Genomic DNA, 19,640 nt, shown 5'->3' on the forward strand with positions numbered 1-19,640 from the left:
CGGGCCGCTGAACAATCTTGCGGTCGGCTGGATCGAACCGCAAGATTGTTCGGTCATCGACTCGATAGTCACACCCACAGTCTTTCGATTTATTTCACAGGAATACTGATCACAATTGCTCCCATGACATCATTGATCTTGAAGTCCCGTTTGGGGCTGTCCGGATGGGCATTATGGCAGCCGATGCAAGCCTGGGTTACCGCAAGATCCGGATAGACGGCCTGGAAATAACGGGCTCCTCCTTCCTTCACAAAACCGGTATGGGGTTTAGCCGGATGAGTGAGGACCGTGCCCAGGCCTGTCTTCTCGAACTCACTGGCGGCGGCATTCTTCTTGTTGATCGGCCAGAGGCTGATCAATCGATATTGGATGCCGACGCCTTTTCTGGCCATGACGCGGCCCGACTCCATCAGGAATTGAGCCGGGAGCGGCAGCGTATTCTTCTGCTCCCAGTTCTCCGAGGCCACGACCACGCCTTTGGTCTGCATCCGTTCCACGACGTGCTTGGTGTAGACCTCACGGTCCGCTTCAATCACGGCGTGCACATAGTCCGCCACCAGTTCGACGGGCAGACTGACAGCGGTCCCTTCCGACGCTGCATGGCTCGGCCCGACTGCGCCGCAGCCTAATCCGAACACCAGGATGAGAGCTCCCCGTAGGAACTTGCTGGAGAATGTCATGGTACCCTCCTTGGTTTCTTCATGGACCAGTCGGCGTCATGCGCCGCGGTTCCATGAAGGGGTGCGGTGCGTTGCGGATAGAAGGTTGCACAATCGTAGCGATGAGTAGGCGGATTAGTTTGTCCGCCAAGCTGGAGTCGTGAATAGGGTGAGGGGAGCGGAAGCCGTGACCTGCACGAGGTGACTGAGTCAGCTGGTCGCTAGGATCGCTGGAGGAGTGGAAGGAGGCCACGTAGTAGGAAAATACCGAAGCCATAGCCCGGTTCTCCCTGTCAGTATGATGCAGCGTGCCCACCGGATCATATGATGAATCATCATACTCTCCGGTCTGAAAGCTGTCCAACTCGCTGATTCACCACAGATTCCTGTGAGTGATTTCTACTCATGTTCAAGGCGAGGAGACGGTCAGAGTCTTGAACCGGAGATACTCCTCATCCCGATAGCCGCAGGCGTGCCATTGAATCACCTGTATGTTGTTATTCAACCCCCTCGACACGACCACGCGCCACCTTGTTGTTCATCGCTGCCTTCTGGCCTACATATAGAGCGAGTTTTATGCCAGATGTACCAATGGAGATTTTCCAGCAATTGACTAGGCAAATGAGGGGAAGCATTTAGGAGCCATGCTGAATGAGTACCTAAAGTGATTCAGCCATGTATCTTTCAGGATCACAGAGCATGAGATCATGCTCTCATTAAGTACAGTCCGGAGCGCTGTTGAGAGTGCTGTAAGGGCGAGATCGAAGGTAATGGAAAACTGATGTTCATGCTGGGACGATTAAGTTGACACCAACCACTGCTGTCCTTGGGGGAAAGTGGGGAGTCGTTCAAGTAAGCAGCACCGTGCCGGGCGAGAGGAGCAGAGGTCTCGGGAGGAGGACTCGTTTGAAGGAAAGGCTGTCGAGCCCCGAACTCACGCCGAGGGAGTCTCGCCTGCCGCATTCGATCGGCAGACGAGACTCCTGGCTCTTGTCCCTCAGCTTAGCTCTCCCAGTTCGCCCGGAGCAGGTCTTCGCTTTCTTCGTAACGACAGGTGAATGTGCCGTGATGTGCGTGATGGAACGCTTCGCCGATGCGCCGCGCGAGATGGGGGTCGGTTGTGGTGATGATCACCCCGACTGGTGCTTCGGTTTGGTCCTGGATCGTGATGATGCGAGCCAGAGGATGTTCGGCTTTGACACGGGTCTCTTCATTGCGGGCGAGCCCGAGAACCTGGTCCCGATGCGAGGCGACAAACTCACCGGTGAGCAGCAGCACTCCGCTTGGCGCGCCGTCCTGTATCCGTTCACAGGCAGGGCACAGGAGCTCGTGACTCTTCGCTGGGGCAGGGTCCCATGTCCACCGCCCTTTGTGGTAGACCGCTTTGCACTCACGACACACCGACGGCTCCTGGAGTTTGCCCTTCGCCTTGTATGGATCGTGCATCCGGGCTCGAACCGATCGATCTTTGCTGTCTTGGGGAAGATGTGACGTCGACATAACAGCTCCTTTATTCCCTTATGTGAGAGATCTCTGATCATTCCGTCAGGGAGGGAAGTCCCCCCGTGCGGCCTTTCCGCACCGCTCCAACAGGATGCCAAATCGGCACGTAAAATACCACTGCAGAAGGATGCAGAGGGGAATCAATTCTGCCGAAACCATGGATGGACGAGAGATCCAGATCGCGGACGTGAGGAAGGCGCTCCGACAGTCCTAACTCATCGCTCGTATCTCGTCCGAAGAAGAGAGCATATGGCGTATAGCCAATAGCGTATGGTCTGGAATGGAGAGTGGGCATCTTTGCAGCCAGCTATAAGCCATTCGCCATACGCTCTTATCCCCAGCGAGATACGCTTCATGGGTGTCGACCTGTTCGTGACGGAAGGCGGCGGAAGGGCTAGCTTGGAGAAAAGACTGTCGAGCCCTCCAATATCTTTGAGCATGGCGACTGGCTCCAATAAGTCAATAGTCATGCTTGGGCTATTATGTTGCACTTGACACCCATGTATGGTCCTTGGTATATTCGTCCCAACAAAGGAGGACGACATGACCAAGCCGACTATGACACTCGCCGCGTTGATGACTCGCTTCTCTACCGAAGAAGCCTGCAAAGAGTTCTTGATTCAACAACGCTGGCCGAACGGAGTGGAGTGCCCTCGCTGCCATAACAAGAAAGTCTATGCCCTTAAGAGCAAGCCGTTTCACTGGGTCTGTAAGGGCAAGGATTGCGGAGAGCGAAATGGCTATCGCTTCTCTGTGATCAGCAAGACCATTTTTGAGAATACAAACTACCCACTTCGTATCTGGTTTCAGGTGATCTACTTGATGACGCAGAGCAAGAAGGGCATCAGTGCCTTGCAGATCCATCGCCAGATCGGGAGCGGCGACTATCGCACCGCCTGGTATATGTGCCATCGGGTTCGTGCTGCCATGCGGGATAGCGGATTCGCTAAACTCATAGGTGAAGTGGAGGTTGACGAAACCTATATTGGTGGCAAGGACAAAAACCGGCATTGGGACAAGAAAGAGCATGTGAAGGGCGGTAGTGCCAAGATGACTGTCATCGGGGCCATTGCTCGTAAGGGAAACGTCGTCTGCCAGGTGATCGAGAATGCGGACCGCCTGACCATGTGTAACTTCGTCCGTCAAACTGTCGGCGATGCCGTGTCGCTTGTTGCCACCGATGAGGCTGCAGGTTATGCCACACTCAAGAACACGCTCCCACATGAATCCGTGAATCACGGCAAGAAGGAATATGTTCGCGGCAATGTGCATACTAACAATCTGGAAGCCTTTTGGAGCTTGTTGAAGCGCGGCGTGATCGGCACGTTTCACCAAGTGAGCAAGGACTACTTGCCGCTGTACCTGGCAGAATTCTCGTTCCGGCATAACAACCGGAAGAATGCTGACATCTTCACGCAGGTCGTAGCAGGATGCTGAGTACGCCTCCGCTGAAGCGTGCTCAGATGAAGTATCAGCCGAAGAACGTGCAACTCTCTTTGCCGTTGGAGGGCAATCTATGCCGAAAGCGAAACCGGTTTCGCTCCATCCGTTGAGTTTTGATGAGGCCATAAAAGCGCTCCTGGGCGTTACCGCTGAGCCTAAACAGCGCAAGTCACGTGGAAAATCAACAGATGACGTAAAGCCAAGACGGGCAAAACGCCCTACTAAATCATGATTTGGCTGCATCCTGTGGATCGTAATATTCTTTCCAAAACTCTCCAAGTTTCCCCTTGTACCTCTCAATAACTCCCCAAATATTTGGGTTGGAGGCACTCTGCGGAACTACTATCATTTGACCACTCATAATGTCCTCAAATCTTCCAGTGTGACCTGGTAAATTATCATTTAAGTACTGGCGAATTTCGCCATGCCAATCACTGAATTCACTGTCTGGTGTAGCTCCCTGCGCAATGTCGGAAAGATAAATTCCGCTAAAGTGTTGCTGAATATGATGCGCCCTAAAAACAAAACGATCTAAATCCTCCCTGATTTTTGCATTTCTAGCTTTTACTTCTAAGCGCGCCTCTAGCATCTTTTTGTCATTTTCGAGAGCTTCATATCGTTTTGCGAAATCCGCTTCTTGTTTTTCTGCAATATCCATTGGAGCCTTAACCCCAAAGAATAAAACTGCACCGAAAATAATCCAAAGCGCAGCACCTACCCCAATCATCGCAGTCATACCCCAACTCTTATATTCTGTCGGTGCAAAAATAAGCGTGAGTATGGCTGCCGCGATGAGAACGCAAACTGTTGTGACCGGAGTGGCCCATGAACTAATTCCAAATAGATTAAAGAGAGCGTCCTTGATATAGCGGTAATAAAGAATTGAATAACTCGGGTCGGTTGTTTCCATAGCGCACCCCCTTGGTGAGAGGTAGCCATGGTAGCGATGTCTAACTTGGGTGTCAAGTTAGACATAATCGCCCATGCTTGACCCCGAATCCCTGTTCTAGGCTAACAGGATGATTTTGATGAGGGCGGCAGGATCGAAGGCCGGGGCGCCTTCGTCGTCGTTTTTGTAGCGGGCGTGGAATCCGGCGAGGTCGAGTTCGTGATCTACCAAGTGGCAGAGGGCGTGTTCAAAACTACCGGGAATAACCTGCTGGTCAAAATCCACCGGCAGAAGTTTCAGACCTGTTGAATGGGTTTGTATCGAGCCATCCCAACGGCCTCCCCATGAAATTTGGTGCGTTTAATTATCTCATGGGAGATAGGGGTATGGAGGTTTTTCTACAGCCTCAACGTGGAATTCACCAGCCGCCGCGCTTCTGGGCGGTCTGGTGGAATGCAGGGCTAGAGATCATGATTCAAGGTTTGCTGCCAACATACATTCTTATCATAGCCTTATTAGCTCCTGGTGGAGCCATTGTGAATCCAGGCCACTCTTCTCTTTTTGATACCCCGGCATTTGCAGTGTTGATACCTTCTGCATTTAGCGCTGATAGTAAAGCAGATGCGGCCGTCTTATCAGACTCGCTGGCATCTACCAATACTCCAACTGACAGCCCAATGAATGATCCGCTCCCGACTGCTGTTGAGGAAAATAAATTCAATCCGGCAGCACGCAATGGATTTTCGATTAAAGAGCGAAAGTTTGTAATCTCCGGACTCTCTCCAATTTGGAGTATGTCAATGGAGATGCCGGAATATGGTTTAAGTCTCTTGGATAAAGCACCAATTTGTTTTTGCGTAATTGAACGCGGCGCTAATCTTTCCTCGATTTTCACTCTTGCCAATCGTTCGCCTTCTGCGATTTTGTTGGCCTCCGCTGCACGGGCATTTGCCTCTGCTGATTCGGCTTTTGCTTCTTCGGCTCTGGCATTAGCCCCAGCCAAATTGGATTCTGCCTGCTTTGCGGCCGCGAGAGATTGTGACGCATCCGCTTTAGCTTCCTCCGCACGAGCGTTTGTATCTGCAAGATCACGTCTTAGGTATTCTTCTTTTACATTTCCCATCCATACGACTAGCGCTGTTGCAATTACGCCAACAACCAAAGCCCCGATTAACGCTATATTGGCAGCATCTTGCCACCGAGCGGCTGTTTCAAATGAAGGCCACATGCTCTTCCTCTCAATTCTCCCTTGGATTTCTCTATCAGCGATAGTCGTTGTATCCATTATTGGGTTGGTTGCCATTTGAGGAATATTTCGTCATAGATACAGGATGAGGATGATGATCTCTAACTGTCTATTATCTGGTTCCGTATAAGATACCAATTGCCTTGCATGCAGGATAAGACCCCGTGGGGTCCTGCCAGGATTGCGACGTAAGTCCAAGTGATTTCTTCGAGGTTCTTCTCTGCATCCCATCCATGCGGGGTCTTCTACAGTTCCGTATAAGACCCTTTCCCCCGCCTGCTCGACGAGCGAGTTTATCTGGCTTGTGGGTTTGTCTTGTTGACCGAAACCAAACAGACCAGACCAACCAAATAGACCAAACAAACCAGAAGCCCCGCGATCAAAAGTTTCCCGCCTGGACCACATCCTCAAGGCTGTTGATATCGAGCCAGTGGCCTGCCGTATAGAGCACGCGGATTGGGTACTGCCGTTTCAAGAGTTCTTGGAGCAGGTGCGGGATGCCGGCTTTGCGGTTGGCTGGCTTGGCCAGTAGCTCCACAATGATGCCGGTGATGAGCGTGGCGGCGCTGGGTGAGACTTTGAGAAAGCCCATCCAGACCCCGTGGATGGATTCTTTGGGAAGGTTGTCGCCCAATTGCTTGAGAAAGATCTTTGCGTTAAAGGCTCTTCTCGAATTGGGAATGGTACATTCTGTAAATCCGCCGAGGCGGGCATAGCTGCTCTGTTCCTGCCAGTTGCTGTCGACGAAAATGACGCAGTCACCGGTTTCCTGGCAGAGGGACTGGGGAATATATTTATTGAACAGCACGTCGCCATAGGAAATGATGGTGTCCTTTGCCGGTCCTTTCAGGGATTGGAGGGCCTTTAAGAGCGAATCCAGTTCGCCGGTGTCCGCGAAATCGTCGTTGTCGACATAGGTCAGGTTGGGCAGATTGACGGTTTCTTTCTTATATCCGCGGACCACCACGATGTCTTTGATCCCTACGGCATTGTAGGCGTCGGCGATATGGGACAGGATGGGGATGCCCTGGATCTTGACCATCGTTTTGGGCTGCAGTTCGGTAAGTTCCCCCAGCTCTTTTCCGCGGGAGGCGGCCAGCACGATGGCCGCGGTGCCCTCGGCGCCTTTGGGCAGATAGCGGTCTTCAGCCTCTTGTAGCTCTGCGGCGTTTTGCAGGCGGAAGATTTCGGAGACCGGCGCGACTTTGTCTTCGATGGAGAGCAGGTGTTCCTGGTCCTTTAACGTGCGTGCGGTTTTTTGCATGGCGGCCACGGCCGATCGAAGCATGTGATTGGCCCAAATCACCATCGAAATCCCATGCTGCCGAAACACGTCGGTGGGGGTCGCGTAATATTTGGTGGGCACGATCACGACGGGGCAGCGATTGCCCCATTCCTGTTTGAACGCCAGGATTTCATCCGGCACTGAGAGGGCGCTGTGAATGAGGATGCCGTCCGCCCCTGCCTGATGATAGGCCTCGGCGCGACGCAGCGCTTCCGCCAACCCCCAGCCGCAGATGAAGGCTTCCACTCTGGCGATAATACAAAAGTCCTGGTCGGTCTGCGCATCTTTGCCGGCTTTGATCTTGCCGCAGAATTCCTGCATGTCCGCCATGGGTTGGGCGTCCCCCTTGATGAAACTATTCGTCTTGGGGAAGAGTTTATCTTCGATACAGACCGCGGCGATTTTGCGTTGTTCGAGTTTGCGGACTAAGCGCTGCATATTATTGAAGTTGCCGTACCCCGTGTCGCCATCGAGGAGAATGGGAATCGTGGTGGCGTCGGACATAAATTCCAGGGTCTCCAGCACCTGGGTCCAGCTGGCTTCGTTGTTGTCACGGACGCCGAATTGCGCGGAAATGGAGAGACCGCTGCCCCAGATGCCTTTAAAGCCAGCCTCTTGAACGATTTTTGCGCTGAGGCCATTGTGCGCCTCGCAAATGAATTCGAGCTGCTCCGACAAAAGGAGCTTCTTAAATTGACGTGCTGTGGTCGTGCCTGTGGTCGAACTCATGGATTCCCTTCCTTCTCACTACCAACACTCATTGAGGCGGTGCCACTCTTGGTACTCGCTCGCTGGAAAGAATACCGTTTTCCCCTGGAGAAATCACCCTGCATTAGGGGCCATAAAACGTGCGCAGTAAGAGCTGAACGAGGTGGAGCTTCCTCACCCTCGTTTCGATGGCCTCCTGCTGGGATACGTTGGGAATGTTCTCGCTATCTCAGACTGGTAGTAGGCCGATCTGTGAATGCTTGCAATATATTTCCAGGCGAAATGAAATTTCCGCTTTGGCTCTACTGGACCGAGTGCAGACGGCTCTATAATTCGGTTCCCCAACTTCTGTGGACAACTCTGTGGACAAGCACCTCTTTGGTAACGAAATGGCTGATACGGAGAGAGTTGCGAGCTGATTGCCTGAAAAATAGGCATTGTGGCCCGCAGAACGGACCCCCAACATTTTGTGGCTTGACGGGTATTTCAGCCGTTTTACTACCAGCTGTGGGACTTTTTTTAGGATCGATTGATTTCATGCTTGAAGCGGCAATCTGAATGTGGGGTGTCGCACGGGAGACCTGACTTATGCACAGCTTTTGAAATAGTACTCAGGTGTCAAGAGTAAAAATTCATAGGGTTTATGCTGTTTTTGCCTCCTGACAGAGGGCGGGGGCGACATTTGCTTAGGAGGTTTGACGCGGGCGAGGCTGGTTTATTCGGTTTGTCTCGTTCCTCAAGCCAAAGAAGCTGAACCAACCAAGACACAGACTCAGCGACGAATGATGGGGGTATGAGATGGGATGGAAGGGTGAGGCATTGCCCGTTTGATTGGATGAGCATACTTCCCGGTGCTGGTGCAGTTGTACCAGTGTATTATGGATGACGGAGAAGGTTTTGTGTCGTATGTGACCGTCCCTGCAAAGCCGGTTTGTTGAGGATTCTCAATCTGGAGGGAACCATGTCAACCAAGAGGATCGTTTCACGGAAGCGGGTGCAAGGTCGAGTGGTTGGTCGAGAGAAGAAGGGACCGGCTGCGAAGCGAGAGGATTCGGGGCTGAGTCGCCGGCTGCAGGACCTGCGGGAGCAGGTTGATATTGTGCTGCCGGAGATGACGGCCCGGATCGCAGCATTAGAGCATCTGTTGCGTGAAAAGCAGCTCTGCACCAGGCAGGACCTGATCTCCGCGCGCGCGTTCGTGCGTATGCAGGAGGCGTAGACGGCGGGCCTGGCGCCTGGATGCTCGTGACGATTTCATGGGAGAGCGCATACTCCAGTGCGCGGCTCCCTTTCCTGTAACTGACTCAACCGAGGGGGGGAAATCGTAAGGCGTGAAAGGTGAAACAAGCGCGATGAGCGAGATGGGCGGATCTGGCGAGACGGGGCATGATTGGACGGAGGGAGGGTATTTCTATGGCAATGTCTGAGGCACTGTCGGATGAAGAGGTGCAGGCTGCGTGGTCCAACCTAGCCGAGGAGGTCCGTACGGGGGTTTTGCTGACGCTCAGAAATGGGCGGCCGTTCGGGTCGCATGTGCCCTACGTCTTTGGCAAACAGTGGTCGCGAGCCTATATTCATGTCAGTGGTTTGGCGTTGCATACCGGACATTTGTTGCTGGATAGCCGCGTCGGGCTATTTGTCTCGGAGCCGGATCGCCCAGAGAAGAATCCCTCGGCGCTCCGAAGGATGAATCTTCAGGGTGAGGCGGTGTTGTTGAATGCTGGTGCACCGAATTATGCGGAAGTGAAAGAGCGGTATCTGGCGCGTTTTCCCCAGTCGGCCATGATGTTTGGGTTTGCGGACTTCTCACTCTGGGAACTGCGGCTCCAGGACGCGCATCTGGTCCTGGGATTCGGGCAGGCCTACCTTTCCGATGCGACCACTCCTCTGGCATGGACACATCAGAAGCCCGAGCAGAAGAAATAGCAGGATGCTGAAAAAGTCCGCCAGCTTTGTTCTCGGCTCATCGAAATCCTCAACGTACCCCCGAGGGTACGACTCCGGTTTCGACTTGCCTGCGGCCTTGCTGGACGGTCTTTTTGAGCATCCTGTGGGGAGAGATCTCTTGCGCTAGGGTTCATTCTGGGCCGAGGCCCGGTAGGTGAAGTACAGTGCGATGGCTCCAGTTGTGGCAATGAGCAGGCCGGCGATGAAGCGGGTAGAAAAACTCAGTTGCTGGATATAGCGGTGATAGAGGAGCGGCAATAGAAAAGAGGCAAGCAGAGCCGTAGCAAGGCCTAGCATATGCCGTTTGAGATAGATCGGTTCGCCCGGCTTACGTTTCATGTCCGATGTGTCCTCATCATTTTTCCGCTCTCTCTTGTCTCTCTCCACAGGTCATCCTGGCAGATCCTCAAGTGCGCGCATCGGACGAGCACCGTTTCACCGTGCGCGTTCTGCGAGCAAGAAGGATGGTCTGGCTGGCCCCCGCTCTTCTCTATTTCACCAGGAACGGTTTCGAGTTTTCTCCCGAGGCTGTGGTGACGGTGAGGAGAACCATGCCCTTCTTTCCGCCGCTTGGCACGGTCGTCGTGATGCTGTCGTTGGTCTGTTGAAACTTTGCTGGATGACCAGGGCCGAAGGAGACGCTGCGTAAGCAGGCTGCCGCGCCGAAGCTGGTTCCGGTGATGGTGACCTTGTCGCCGGCCTTCCCTTCGTCAGGCGTGAGTTTATCGAGCCTTGGTGCCTCACCGTAACAGGATTGGGCTTTTCCCGCCGTCTCCGCCGACGCAAATTTCGGGGTGGTCGACTTTTTGGCATTTGGAACGGTCTGGGGCTGAGACTGTTTTTTTGCTTTCGTTTCCTGCTTGCCCGGTTCCGCAGCCCAGGTAGCAGTCGGGCTCATGGCGACCAGGAAGGTTGCCAGTACTCCAATCGCAACTGTGATGCTGGAACTTCTTGCTGTTTTCATGACCGGCCTCCGATCGTTTCGAGAGCGCACAGACGTCTCATTGACCACCGGTCTTGAAGCCGGTTGGATCAATCTTCGATCGTCGAGATATCGCCAAGATCTTGTCCGAGTTCCTTGGCTTTGAGCACCCGCCGCATGATTTTTCCAGATCGGGTTTTTGGGAGCGAGGGGACGATGTCGATTTCAGACGGCACCGCGATTTTTCCCAACTCTTTCATCACTTGATCCTTGATCGACTGGATCAGTGCCGGGCTTTCCACTTCCCCCTGTTTCAAAATGATGAAAGCCTTGATGGACTCGCCGACGAGCTTGTGCGGTTTGCCGATGACTGCCGCCTCAGCCACCGCATGATGGCTGACTAGCGCGCTTTCTACTTCGGCGGTGCCGAGCCGGTTACCGGCCACTTTGATCACGTCGTCGGCGCGGCCCATGAACCACATGTAACCATCTTCATCTTTGTGGCAGATGTCGCCGGCGCTGTAGCAGTTCGGGATGGTGTTCCAATAAGTTTTGTAGCGTTCCGGATCTTTGTAGATGGTCCGCATCATTGCAGGCCAGGGCTTCTTGATCACGGCGAAGCCGCCGGCGTTGGCGGGGAGGCTGTTGCCTGCGCTGTCCACGACATCGGCTTCGATGCCAAGGAAGGGTCTGGTGGCCGATCCTGGCTTCAACGGGACGGTCGGCAGGGGGGTAATCATGATCGATCCTGTCTCGGTCTGCCACCAGGTATCCATGATTGGTTTGTCCCCACCGGTTGCACGATGGAACCATTCCCAGGCTTCCGGATTGATCGGCTCGCCCACGCTGCCGAGGATGCGGAGGCTAGAGAGGTCGTATTTCTTGGGCCAGTCTTCCCCATACCGCATGAGCAGACGAATGGCGGTGGGGGTCGTATAGAAAATCGAGACGCCGTAGCGTTCAATGAGATCCCACCAGCGGCCTGGTGTCGGATAGTCAGGCTTGCCCTCTGCCGTGAGGATTGTGGCGCCGTTCAGGAGGGGGCCATACACAATATAACTATGGCCTGTGACCCAGCCTGGATCGGCGACGCAGAAATAGACATCGTCTTCTTTCAGGTCGAAGACGTATTTCGTCGTGATGTAGGTCCCGACCATGTAGCCGCCGTGAACATGGACTACGCCTTTGGGTTTGCCTGTGGTGCCGGAGGTATACAGGATATAGAGGGGATGTTCGGCATCCAGATGCTCGGCCTCGCAGACCGCCTTCTCGTCCTTCAGCCAGTCGTGCCAATCAATTTCTTTCGGCGAAGCCAGCGCGACTCCTGGGGTCTGTCTTCGCAGCACCACGACTCGCTCAACGGTGGAGGAGTTGGCGACGGCTTGGTCGACCACCGTCTTGAGGTTCAGGACTTTTCCCCGGTCATATCCCACGTCGGCCGTAATGACCAGCTTGGCTTCGGCATCTTGAATGCGGTTCGCGAGGGCTGGGGCACTGAATCCTGAATAGACCACACTATGAATGGCACCGATGCGGGCACAGGCGAGCATAGCGACAATCTGTTCGGGGACTTTCGGCAGGTAGATCGTGATCCGGTCACCCTTCGTGATTCCCAGCTTCTTGAGCGCATTCGCGCAACGATTGACCTGTCGATAGAGTTCCCCATAGGTGATGACCCGTTCCTGGTCCTGCTCACCCACCCAGATGATGGCGACCTTGTTCTTGCGCCAGGTTTTGACGTGACGATCGAGACAGTTATAGGCAATGTTGCAGGTGGCGCCGACGAACCACTTGGCCCAGGGGTAGTTCCATTCCAGAACTTTGGTCCAGGGGGAGAACCACTCAAGTTCCTTGGCGACGGTGGCCCAGAAGCCTTCAGGGTCGGCAATCGATTTCTTATAGGCGCTCTCGTAGTCTTGAATATGAGCCGCGGCTTTGGTTTGAGCGGTCGGCTGATACACACGGCTTTCCTTGAGGAGGGTGTCGATGTTCTCTGACATGGTGCAATGGCTCCTTTAGCAGGATGCTGAAAAAGTCCGCCAGCATCGTTCTCGGCTCATCGAAATCCTCAACGTACCCCTGAGGGTACGCCTCCGGTTTCGATTCGCCTGCGGCCTTGCTGGACGGCCTTTTTGAGCATCCGTGTTGGTGTTCTGTTCTTGCTCCAAGCGTACAGGGTATCGAAGTCCTGTTGGCGTAATCAAAATAGTTTCTTCGATGCCTGCTAGATCAAGGGACAAAGCACAGCCTCGATATTATGCTGGAGGGCCAGGGGGAACTCAACTACAGCCGCGATTGCTGTTGCGGTGCTCCGTTTCTTGACAGTCGCGCAAAGGCGAGAGTAGGCTCAACTTGTCACTCGTTATACATTGAGGCCGGATTCATTGATGTTGCCCATTGTGTCCCCACTATCGCGGCCACTCATTTTCGTATTGCTCGCCTGCTTGTTGGTGCCGATGTTTTGTCCGTCGCCGGCTACTGCCCAACTGGGAAAGCCGGAAGGGCTCTACTACAAGTCGTGGGCCATTATCATCGGGGTGGAGAACTATCTTCTGGCTCCGAAGATTCCCGGCGCAATAGAAGATGCCAAGGCAGTGGCCCAATCCTTCCGCCAATTAGGCTTCGACGAAGTCGTGGAGCTCTACGACAAGGATGTGAGTTTTCGCCGTCTGCAGCAGACGCTCTCCGATTTTTTGCCCCGCAAGGTCGGTCGGCATGATCGGCTTGTGCTTTATTTCGTCGGGCATGCCGGGATGACGCAAGATCTTGACGGCAAGGAATTGGGGTATCTCGTGCCCTGGGATGCGCAGATCGGAAACGTGTCCAAGTCCGTGACGTTTGAGCAGCTCAAAGAATTCAGTCGGCGGAGTGCGTCTAAACATACGCTCTTTCTCGTGAACGCGGCGGTTCGCGGGTGGGAGGTGAGCACGGCTCAGCCCCTCTCCCTTGAAGGGCGCTTGGCCCCGGAAGACGATACGGAGCGGCGAGCGGTGCAGCTCTTGACGGCGGGCGATAAGGGAGAGCCCCTGAGTCAGGAGAATGGGAAGAGTGTCTTCGTGCAGGCGCTGGTGAATGGACTGAGTGGCATGGCAGATGGCAATAAGAATGGCTGGCTCATGGCTTCCGAGGTTGGAGACTATGTGAGGCAACAAGTTGTGGAGCGGTCGAAGGGTGCGCAGCATCCTCTTTTCGCACAGCTTGAAGGGGACGGGGATACGGTATTGATCGAGGGGCGAAAGGCCGCGTTTGTCGCAGGGGCAGGGCCTCAGTCTCCATTTGAGCAACGGCAGGCCGCAAAGACGCAGTATGAACAGGCGTTTGCATTGCTCCAAACCGGGAAGTTGGCGGAGGAAGCGCTGGAGCGGCTGAACAAAGCCTTGGAATACGACCCCACGTTCGGCGATGCCTATGTGCTCAAGAGTTATGTGTTGTTAGAAGTGATACCGAACCTTGATGCCGCGTTATCGGCGGCGACGCTGGCGGTACAGTATGCGCCGAAGAACCCGGACTCTCAGTACACGCTTGGGTTGATTCACGAAAAACGCGGGCAGTATGCCGAGGCCGAGCGCGCGATGCAGGCGGCGCTGGTAGTTAATCCCAACTATGTGGATGTCTATTTCTCGTTGGGGATTCTCTATGCCGACGAGATGAAGGATCAGTCCAAATCAGTCGAGGCCTTCACGCGCTATCTCGAACTCGGGGGAAGTCATGCTCGCGCCCGAGCTGCCGTTGCACAGCAGTCATCACCCGCCGCTCCTGTCGTACCATCTGCCAAGCCTTAAGGTTTTTCTCCTCCCTTGAGATAGCCCAGTCCGATCTTGACCGCTTTCCGTGTAATTTCTGCCCAGCGGACTTGAGGGTATTCGGCAAGGATTGCGGCTGCTTTGGGATCTTGTACTTCCATGTTCATAATCTTAATGATACCGTCATTGATCTGAATGTCTGCCACGGGGATCCTCCTTACAGAGAACATTGAGACGGTCAACCGTTGATCGCCTGTTGCGTTGACTGAGGTAGGGGTGCATGTTAGCATGATTTCGTTTGGATTCTCGAACGTTTGTCGCTGGCATCTGCCGCTGTGACGTGCTGTTTCACTGTCCAGATCATCACCAAGGAGGCATGGGTATGAATAGGGTACTGGGATTCAGGTCGGGGCTAGTCGGGGGGGGAGTCGCTGTTGCCCTGATGATCGGACTTGTTGCTTGCGGCGGGCCTCCGAAGTGGGTCAAGCAAGGGTCTGGAGCCTTTAACGAGAAAGATAGTAAAGCCTTTTATGGCGTCGGGTCCGTAGCCGGTGTTCGGAACGAGCCGCTGGCCTGGGACACCGCTGAAAATCGTGCCAGAGCTGAAATTGCCAAGACCTTTGAAACTTATACCGGCTATCTGATGCGCGACTATGCAGCCTCCACGACGGCTGGAGACTTTACGAAGAACACGGAAGAGCAGAATGTCGAGCGGGCCATTAAGACGGTGACGACGACGACGCTCAGCGGTGTGCGTCCCATTGAGCGGTACAAGGACGAGAAAACGAACACCTACTACGTGTTGACCAAGCTGAATCTCGAGGAGATGAAGGATAACCTTGAGAAGGCGAAGGAATTGAACGCGCAGGTTCGCGATTATGTCAGGAAGAATGCCGATAAACTCTTCGATCGGCTCGAGAAAGAAGAAGATAAACGAGCGCCGAAGTAAGGGCTCTAACTCATCGATTGCCAATGGCTGCATGTGCGAGGAGGTATCGCGTGATCGTGATGGATCGTGGACGAATCGGGGTTATGGCGCTGGCGGTGCTGTTGTTGGCCGGTTGTGCGCAGGAAACGAAAATTACCAGGGTCGATTCCGGGGTCGTCACGGATCTGAGTGGGCGGTGGAACGATACCGATTCCAGGATCGTCGCGGAATCTATGGTCAAAGAGGCGTTGGAGTATCCCTGGCTCAATAATTTTGCCAGTTCGAAGCATCGCCAACCGGTCGTGGTCGTCGGGGCCATTCAGAATAGCAGTCACGAACATATCAACGTCAACACGTTTGTGACCGATCTTGAACGTGAGCTGACGAACTCCCAGAAAGTCACATTCGTGGCGGGAAAGGGCGATCGCGACGAACTACGCACTGAGCGCAAAGAGCAGGCGATGTATGCGCGTGAGGATACGCAGAAAGCGCCGGGAAAAGAGATCGGTGCCGATTATATGATGAAGGGCACTATTGCCACGATTCTCGACGAGGCCGACGGGACGAAGGCGGTATTTTACCAGGTCGATCTCCAGATGGTAGATTTGGAAAGCAATGCCAAGGTCTGGTATGGCCAGAAGAAGATCAAGAAAGTTGTCGAAAAGAAACGTTCCATTTTTTAGGTTCCAGAACCTCCGTTGAGCTGTCTTGCCTCACGCCCCACCGCCCTTCTTCAGGCACGGTGGGGCTTTTTTATTTTCATTCAGTCTCTTGCGGCCTTGGTGGCCTTGTCGCTGCTGGCCGGATGCGGTCCCTCGGTCAATCGGTATCTCCTCATTGAAGCCAGTCTTCGCGCCCACGACCCCAAGGGCGCCGATGCCATTGTCGCAGCAGCAGAGAAAGAGTATGGATCGAAAAGCCGCGTCCTCTACGGTATGGACCGAGGCATGACGCTTCAACTTGCCGGCGAGTATCAGCAGAGTAACGCGGTGCTCGAACAGGCAGAGGATGAGGTCGATCGCCTCTACACGAGGAGGATCCGAACGGAGACGCTCGCGTTCATGACGAACGATACGGCGTTACCCTATGAGGGTGATCCCTATGAGCAGGTGCTCATCAATGTCTTGAAGGCCCTCAATTATGCGACGGTGGGCCAGTGGCAGGATGCGCTGGTCGAGGCCCGGCGTATCGATCATCGGCTCAATGTCCTGTCGGATCGGACCAAGGAGAAGAATGCCTATCGGGATGACGGTTTCGCCCGCTATCTGACCGGCATTCTGTATGAGAGCACCGGGGATGTGAATAATGCGTTTATTGCCTATCGGAAGGCGTACGAGACTCTTGAGGCGACCCGCGCATGGTCCCATACGGCGGTTCCCTCTCAGCTGCGGGCCGATCTGCTACGAACGGCCGAGGCGCTGCACTTCACGCAAGAGTTGGCCGAGTACCAACAGGCTTTTTCCGAGACGAGATGGGAGAGCAGTCAGGCGTTGCAACAACTCGCTCAAGTGGTTGTGATCAGCTATAATGGCCGCGCGCCACACAAGGAGGATCAGTTTCTTGATCTGCCGATCAGTCTCGATGCCCTCCAGTTGGTGCTGTTGAATCGCGGAATGTCGCAATCGAATCGGCAATCCAATCGAGGGGTGGACACGGTTTTGTATGGACTGAATGGCCGCGTCGTTCGTGTGGCCTTGCCACGTCTCGTTCCACAGCAGACGCACGTGAAGGTTGATACCGTTAATCTGATTTCCGACAATGGTTCGCGGGTGACGGTGAACACGGAGTTGGCGCATAACGTGACGGCACAAGCAGATAAAGCGCTGTCAGAACGAATGGCCGGCATCACCGTCAAGGCCCTTGCCCGTGCTGCTACAAAGTTCGCCCTGGCCGAGGGAGCGACGAGAGGAGCGCAGCAGGCAGCGGGAAAAGATGCGGCGCCCTGGGTAGGTTTGCTCGTCGGACTATTGACGAAAGGACTGGCCGTGGCATCCGAAGAAGCCGACAAGCGGAGCTGGCAGACATTGCCCGACGAAATCCATCTTGCGCGGGTCTGGGTTCCCGCTGGTCGCTACCAGGTGCAGGATTCAGCCAGTGGGCCGCTTGACCCGATGAAGCCTGAAACCATGCGGACCCTCTCTCTTGGACCTGGCGAAACTGCAGTCGTGATCCAGCGGGTGATGCCATGAGAGACGGATCGTCGTTTGTGTGCCGGATCGGGATGGCGCTGATTACGTTGTGTGCTTTTTCCGGCTGTTCCTGGTTTGGAGGACATGCGAAACCAGACTGGATCGACGGGGTGAGTACGGCCTATCCGTCCGGACAATATCTGTTGGGTGTGGGACAGGCGGAAAGTCGTGCGACAGCTGAAGATCGCGCCTATGCCGCAGTGGCCAGGATTTTTAAAGCCGAGGTGAGTGCGCAAGCCAAAGATTGGGAGTCGTATCTGCTGATCGAACAGCGGGGGCAGAGCAACGCTGAACGGCGTCTGACCCTCGACAATCTGACGAGTGTGTCGACCGACAAAGTGTTGGAGAACGTCAAGATCGTCGATCGGTGGGTCGATGGGCACAGCGGCCTCCACTATGTCTTGGCGGGGATGCAGCGGTCGCAGGCAGAGGCCTCGTTCATGGAAAAGATCACCGAGCTTGATCGATCGATCGGAGACGATGTCGGTGAGGCTCGCCGCCCCTCCGATAAGTTGGCCAAAGCCAGAGCATTAAGACGGGCTGCTAGAAACTTGGTGCTGCGTGAGACCTATAATGCCGACCTCCGTGTGATTCGTCCGAGTGGGCAGGGCACAGCCGCGGCCTACCGCGTGAGTGAGCTCACGCGTGAGCTCGAGCAATTCCTCGCGACGAATCTTGTGATCGCGGTGGTGGTGACCGGCGATCAGGCTGAACCGGTTCAACGTGCCTTGACGGAGGGTCTGTTGAAGGAAGGGTTGCAGGTTACGAGTCGTCCTGGGGGTGGAGATCGATCGATGGGCGGCGATACTAACGGTCCATCTCCGGAGCTGCTGGTGAGGGGCATGGTACGGGTATGGCCCATCGACGTGCGCGATCCGCAGTTCAAGTTCGTGCGTTGGTGTAGCGATTTCGAAGTTGTGGATGTCGCCAGCCAGCGAGTAGTCGGCGCTTTGTCAAAGGGTGGGAAGGAAGGCCATTTGTCTGAGCGTGAGGCGACAGCCAAAGTTGTGCGTGTCATGCAGCATGAGTTTTCTGCCGATGTGGCGAAGGCCATTGCGGCGCATGTGTATGGAGAGGCGGAATTGCCGGCATTATCAAGCCAGCTTGCGGGATGTCCGCGGGACGGGCAGGTCTCTATGCCGGCGTCAGCACCCCATTAATTCAGAGAGAGAGGGAAGTATGGCCAAAGCGAAATCAGGAGCAGGACAAACAACCACTCGTGCACCACGGAGCCGTGGCCGCGGGTTGACGGTCACACATCAGCGAGTCCCCAGCCGTTTAGCGAAACGCCGGCTTGGCGATCGCCTCAAGAACGACACCGCGTCGTTCAACCAGGGGAATCTGGCCGATAAGTTTCGGAAAGAGGGGTATGACGAGTTACCGCTGGATGAAATCCAAGATCGGCTCTCGAAAATGCCGGGCCCCTTGGCTGCCATCATTCTGAAGGGGAGGATCTGATCGCATGCCGTACTACTATTTCGACTCAACGGCTTTGGTGAAACGGTACAGCATGGAGCGCGGTACGCGTATCATCGGCAAGCTGATGGTGAAGCGGGGCATGGTCGCGATTGTGCCAACGTGGTCCGTCACCGATTTTTATACGGCATTCTCAAATCGAGCCCACCACAGAGATATCACCCGTGACGATTGTTACTCGGTGATTCATAAGTTCGAGAAAGAGTCGCAGGAGGGTCTCTTCCAGTTCATCGCCCCGACGATGCAGACCTATTTGGCGACCAAAGAACTTGCCCTGGAGTATCCGGCCCTCCGCTCACCGCAGGTCTTGCATTTGGCGCTGGCGTTGGAGCTCAAGCCGTTACGCTTGACTGTCGTCAGTGCCGATCAGCAATTGCTGACGGCCTGTCGTTCTGCTGGTCTGCATATCATTAACCCGGAAGAAGACTAGGTCTGGGACGTGCCCAGTGCTGAGATCAGAGTGGGCAGAAGAGACTGGTACTAGCGGCACTGATAGTCGGTGATCAGCGAGTCGATGACGGTCACCCAGGCAATGGCGGCTTCGCGCAGTTTGGTGCCTTCATTGCGACTGGGCCTGGTGTTATTCTTCCGTCATTGAGCGTTGCAAGTGCCTGCTGGAGAATGCTTTGCGCCAGCGGGCATATTTTGCAGACTCCGAAGAAACCGGCAATGGTCCCCTGCCAGACAAAAGAGGGCTATGAC

At 54.7% G+C, this 19,640-nt stretch carries 21 protein-coding genes; 11 read left to right on the forward strand and 10 right to left on the reverse strand.

Translation table 11 applies throughout. The features are described 5' to 3' along the window. Positions 1–89: 89 nt before the first annotated feature. Positions 90–680, reverse strand: a complete 591-nt coding sequence (locus Q7U76_12395) for a DUF3365 domain-containing protein (GenBank protein ID MDO8357182.1) — start codon at positions 678–680, stop codon at positions 90–92. A 981-nt stretch (positions 681–1,661) separates the two neighbouring features. Then, positions 1,662–2,159: a BCAM0308 family protein gene (locus tag Q7U76_12400; protein MDO8357183.1), complete on the reverse strand. Its 498-nt coding sequence runs from the start codon at positions 2,157–2,159 to the stop codon at positions 1,662–1,664. A 546-nt stretch (positions 2,160–2,705) separates the two neighbouring features. Here Q7U76_12400 and Q7U76_12405 point away from each other — a divergent pair. Continuing rightward, positions 2,706–3,599 carry an IS1595 family transposase gene (locus tag Q7U76_12405; protein MDO8357184.1) on the forward strand — a complete coding sequence of 298 codons (894 nt, stop codon included), beginning with the start codon at positions 2,706–2,708 and terminating at the stop codon, positions 3,597–3,599. A 79-nt stretch (positions 3,600–3,678) separates the two neighbouring features. Then, positions 3,679–3,837, forward strand: a complete 159-nt coding sequence (locus Q7U76_12410) for a hypothetical protein (protein MDO8357185.1) — start codon at positions 3,679–3,681, stop codon at positions 3,835–3,837. Here Q7U76_12410 and Q7U76_12415 read toward each other — a convergent pair. From Q7U76_12415 to aepX, 4 genes are all read right to left on the reverse strand, one after another. After that, positions 3,832–4,515, reverse strand: a complete 684-nt coding sequence (locus Q7U76_12415) for a hypothetical protein (GenBank protein ID MDO8357186.1) — start codon at positions 4,513–4,515, stop codon at positions 3,832–3,834. The genes Q7U76_12410 and Q7U76_12415 overlap by 6 nt on opposite strands. A 96-nt stretch (positions 4,516–4,611) precedes the next feature. Then, complete coding sequence (locus tag Q7U76_12420) at positions 4,612–4,779, reverse strand: hypothetical protein (protein MDO8357187.1); 168 nt, start codon at positions 4,777–4,779, stop codon at positions 4,612–4,614. A 190-nt stretch (positions 4,780–4,969) separates the two neighbouring features. After that, positions 4,970–5,797, reverse strand: a complete 828-nt coding sequence (locus tag Q7U76_12425) for a hypothetical protein (GenBank protein ID MDO8357188.1) — start codon at positions 5,795–5,797, stop codon at positions 4,970–4,972. Positions 5,798–6,119: 322 nt separating this feature from the next. After that, positions 6,120–7,754 (reverse strand): phosphoenolpyruvate mutase, encoded by a 1,635-nt coding sequence (aepX, locus tag Q7U76_12430; protein MDO8357189.1) that lies wholly within the window; start codon positions 7,752–7,754, stop codon positions 6,120–6,122. 940 nt (positions 7,755–8,694) lie between these two features. On the opposite strand from aepX, the gene Q7U76_12435 reads away from it, so the two are divergent. Together Q7U76_12435 and Q7U76_12440 are read left to right on the forward strand one after the other, a co-directional pair. Continuing rightward, a complete protein-coding gene (locus tag Q7U76_12435) occupies positions 8,695–8,952 on the forward strand; it encodes a hypothetical protein (protein MDO8357190.1) in 258 nt (85 codons plus the stop codon). 194 nt (positions 8,953–9,146) lie between these two features. Next, positions 9,147–9,659 (forward strand): pyridoxamine 5'-phosphate oxidase family protein, encoded by a 513-nt coding sequence (locus Q7U76_12440; protein ID MDO8357191.1) that lies wholly within the window; start codon positions 9,147–9,149, stop codon positions 9,657–9,659. Positions 9,660–9,803: 144 nt separating this feature from the next. Here Q7U76_12440 and Q7U76_12445 read toward each other — a convergent pair whose 3' ends face one another. The 3 genes from Q7U76_12445 to acs all read right to left on the reverse strand — a co-directional run bounded on the left by Q7U76_12445 (position 9,804) and on the right by acs (position 12,602). After that, positions 9,804–10,019: a hypothetical protein gene (locus tag Q7U76_12445; GenBank protein MDO8357192.1), complete on the reverse strand. Its 216-nt coding sequence runs from the start codon at positions 10,017–10,019 to the stop codon at positions 9,804–9,806. Positions 10,020–10,170: 151 nt separating this feature from the next. After that, positions 10,171–10,644 carry an IPT/TIG domain-containing protein gene (locus Q7U76_12450; GenBank protein MDO8357193.1) on the reverse strand — a complete coding sequence of 158 codons (474 nt, stop codon included), beginning with the start codon at positions 10,642–10,644 and terminating at the stop codon, positions 10,171–10,173. 68 nt (positions 10,645–10,712) lie between these two features. Next, positions 10,713–12,602, reverse strand: a complete 1,890-nt coding sequence (gene acs, locus Q7U76_12455) for an acetate--CoA ligase (protein MDO8357194.1) — start codon at positions 12,600–12,602, stop codon at positions 10,713–10,715. A 387-nt stretch (positions 12,603–12,989) separates the two neighbouring features. Here acs and Q7U76_12460 point away from each other — a divergent pair, with 387 nt between their 5' ends. Beyond that, entirely contained in the window at positions 12,990–14,384 is a 1,395-nt protein-coding gene (locus Q7U76_12460) for a caspase family protein (GenBank protein ID MDO8357195.1), read from the forward strand. Here the strand turns inward: Q7U76_12460 and Q7U76_12465 are convergent. After that, positions 14,381–14,551, reverse strand: coding sequence for a hypothetical protein (locus Q7U76_12465; GenBank protein MDO8357196.1), 171 nt, complete (start codon positions 14,549–14,551; stop codon positions 14,381–14,383). The genes Q7U76_12460 and Q7U76_12465 overlap by 4 nt on opposite strands. Positions 14,552–14,727: 176 nt before the next feature. Here Q7U76_12465 and Q7U76_12470 point away from each other — a divergent pair, with 176 nt between their 5' ends. The 6 genes from Q7U76_12470 to Q7U76_12495 are packed head-to-tail and all read left to right on the forward strand — an operon-like array spanning position 14,728 to position 19,368. Continuing rightward, positions 14,728–15,294, forward strand: coding sequence for a hypothetical protein (locus tag Q7U76_12470; protein MDO8357197.1), 567 nt, complete (start codon positions 14,728–14,730; stop codon positions 15,292–15,294). Between the two features lie 59 nt (positions 15,295–15,353). Then, positions 15,354–15,956, forward strand: a complete 603-nt coding sequence (locus Q7U76_12475) for a penicillin-binding protein activator LpoB (GenBank protein MDO8357198.1) — start codon at positions 15,354–15,356, stop codon at positions 15,954–15,956. A gap of 15 nt (positions 15,957–15,971) precedes the next feature. Beyond that, on the forward strand, positions 15,972–17,462 hold the full coding sequence (locus Q7U76_12480) for a hypothetical protein (protein ID MDO8357199.1): 1,491 nt from the start codon (positions 15,972–15,974) through the stop codon (positions 17,460–17,462). Beyond that, entirely contained in the window at positions 17,459–18,622 is a 1,164-nt protein-coding gene (locus Q7U76_12485) for an LPP20 family lipoprotein (GenBank protein MDO8357200.1), read from the forward strand. Before Q7U76_12480 ends, Q7U76_12485 begins: the two co-directional genes overlap by 4 nt. A 19-nt stretch (positions 18,623–18,641) precedes the next feature. Further along, entirely contained in the window at positions 18,642–18,920 is a 279-nt protein-coding gene (locus Q7U76_12490) for a hypothetical protein (protein MDO8357201.1), read from the forward strand. Between the two features lie 4 nt (positions 18,921–18,924). Next, on the forward strand, positions 18,925–19,368 hold the full coding sequence (locus Q7U76_12495; protein ID MDO8357202.1) for a type II toxin-antitoxin system VapC family toxin: 444 nt from the start codon (positions 18,925–18,927) through the stop codon (positions 19,366–19,368). The last annotated feature ends 272 nt before the right edge of the window (positions 19,369–19,640 follow it).

It is taken from the genome of Nitrospirota bacterium, from assembly GCA_030645475.1.
Classification (GTDB): domain Bacteria; phylum Nitrospirota; class Nitrospiria; order Nitrospirales; family Nitrospiraceae; genus Palsa-1315.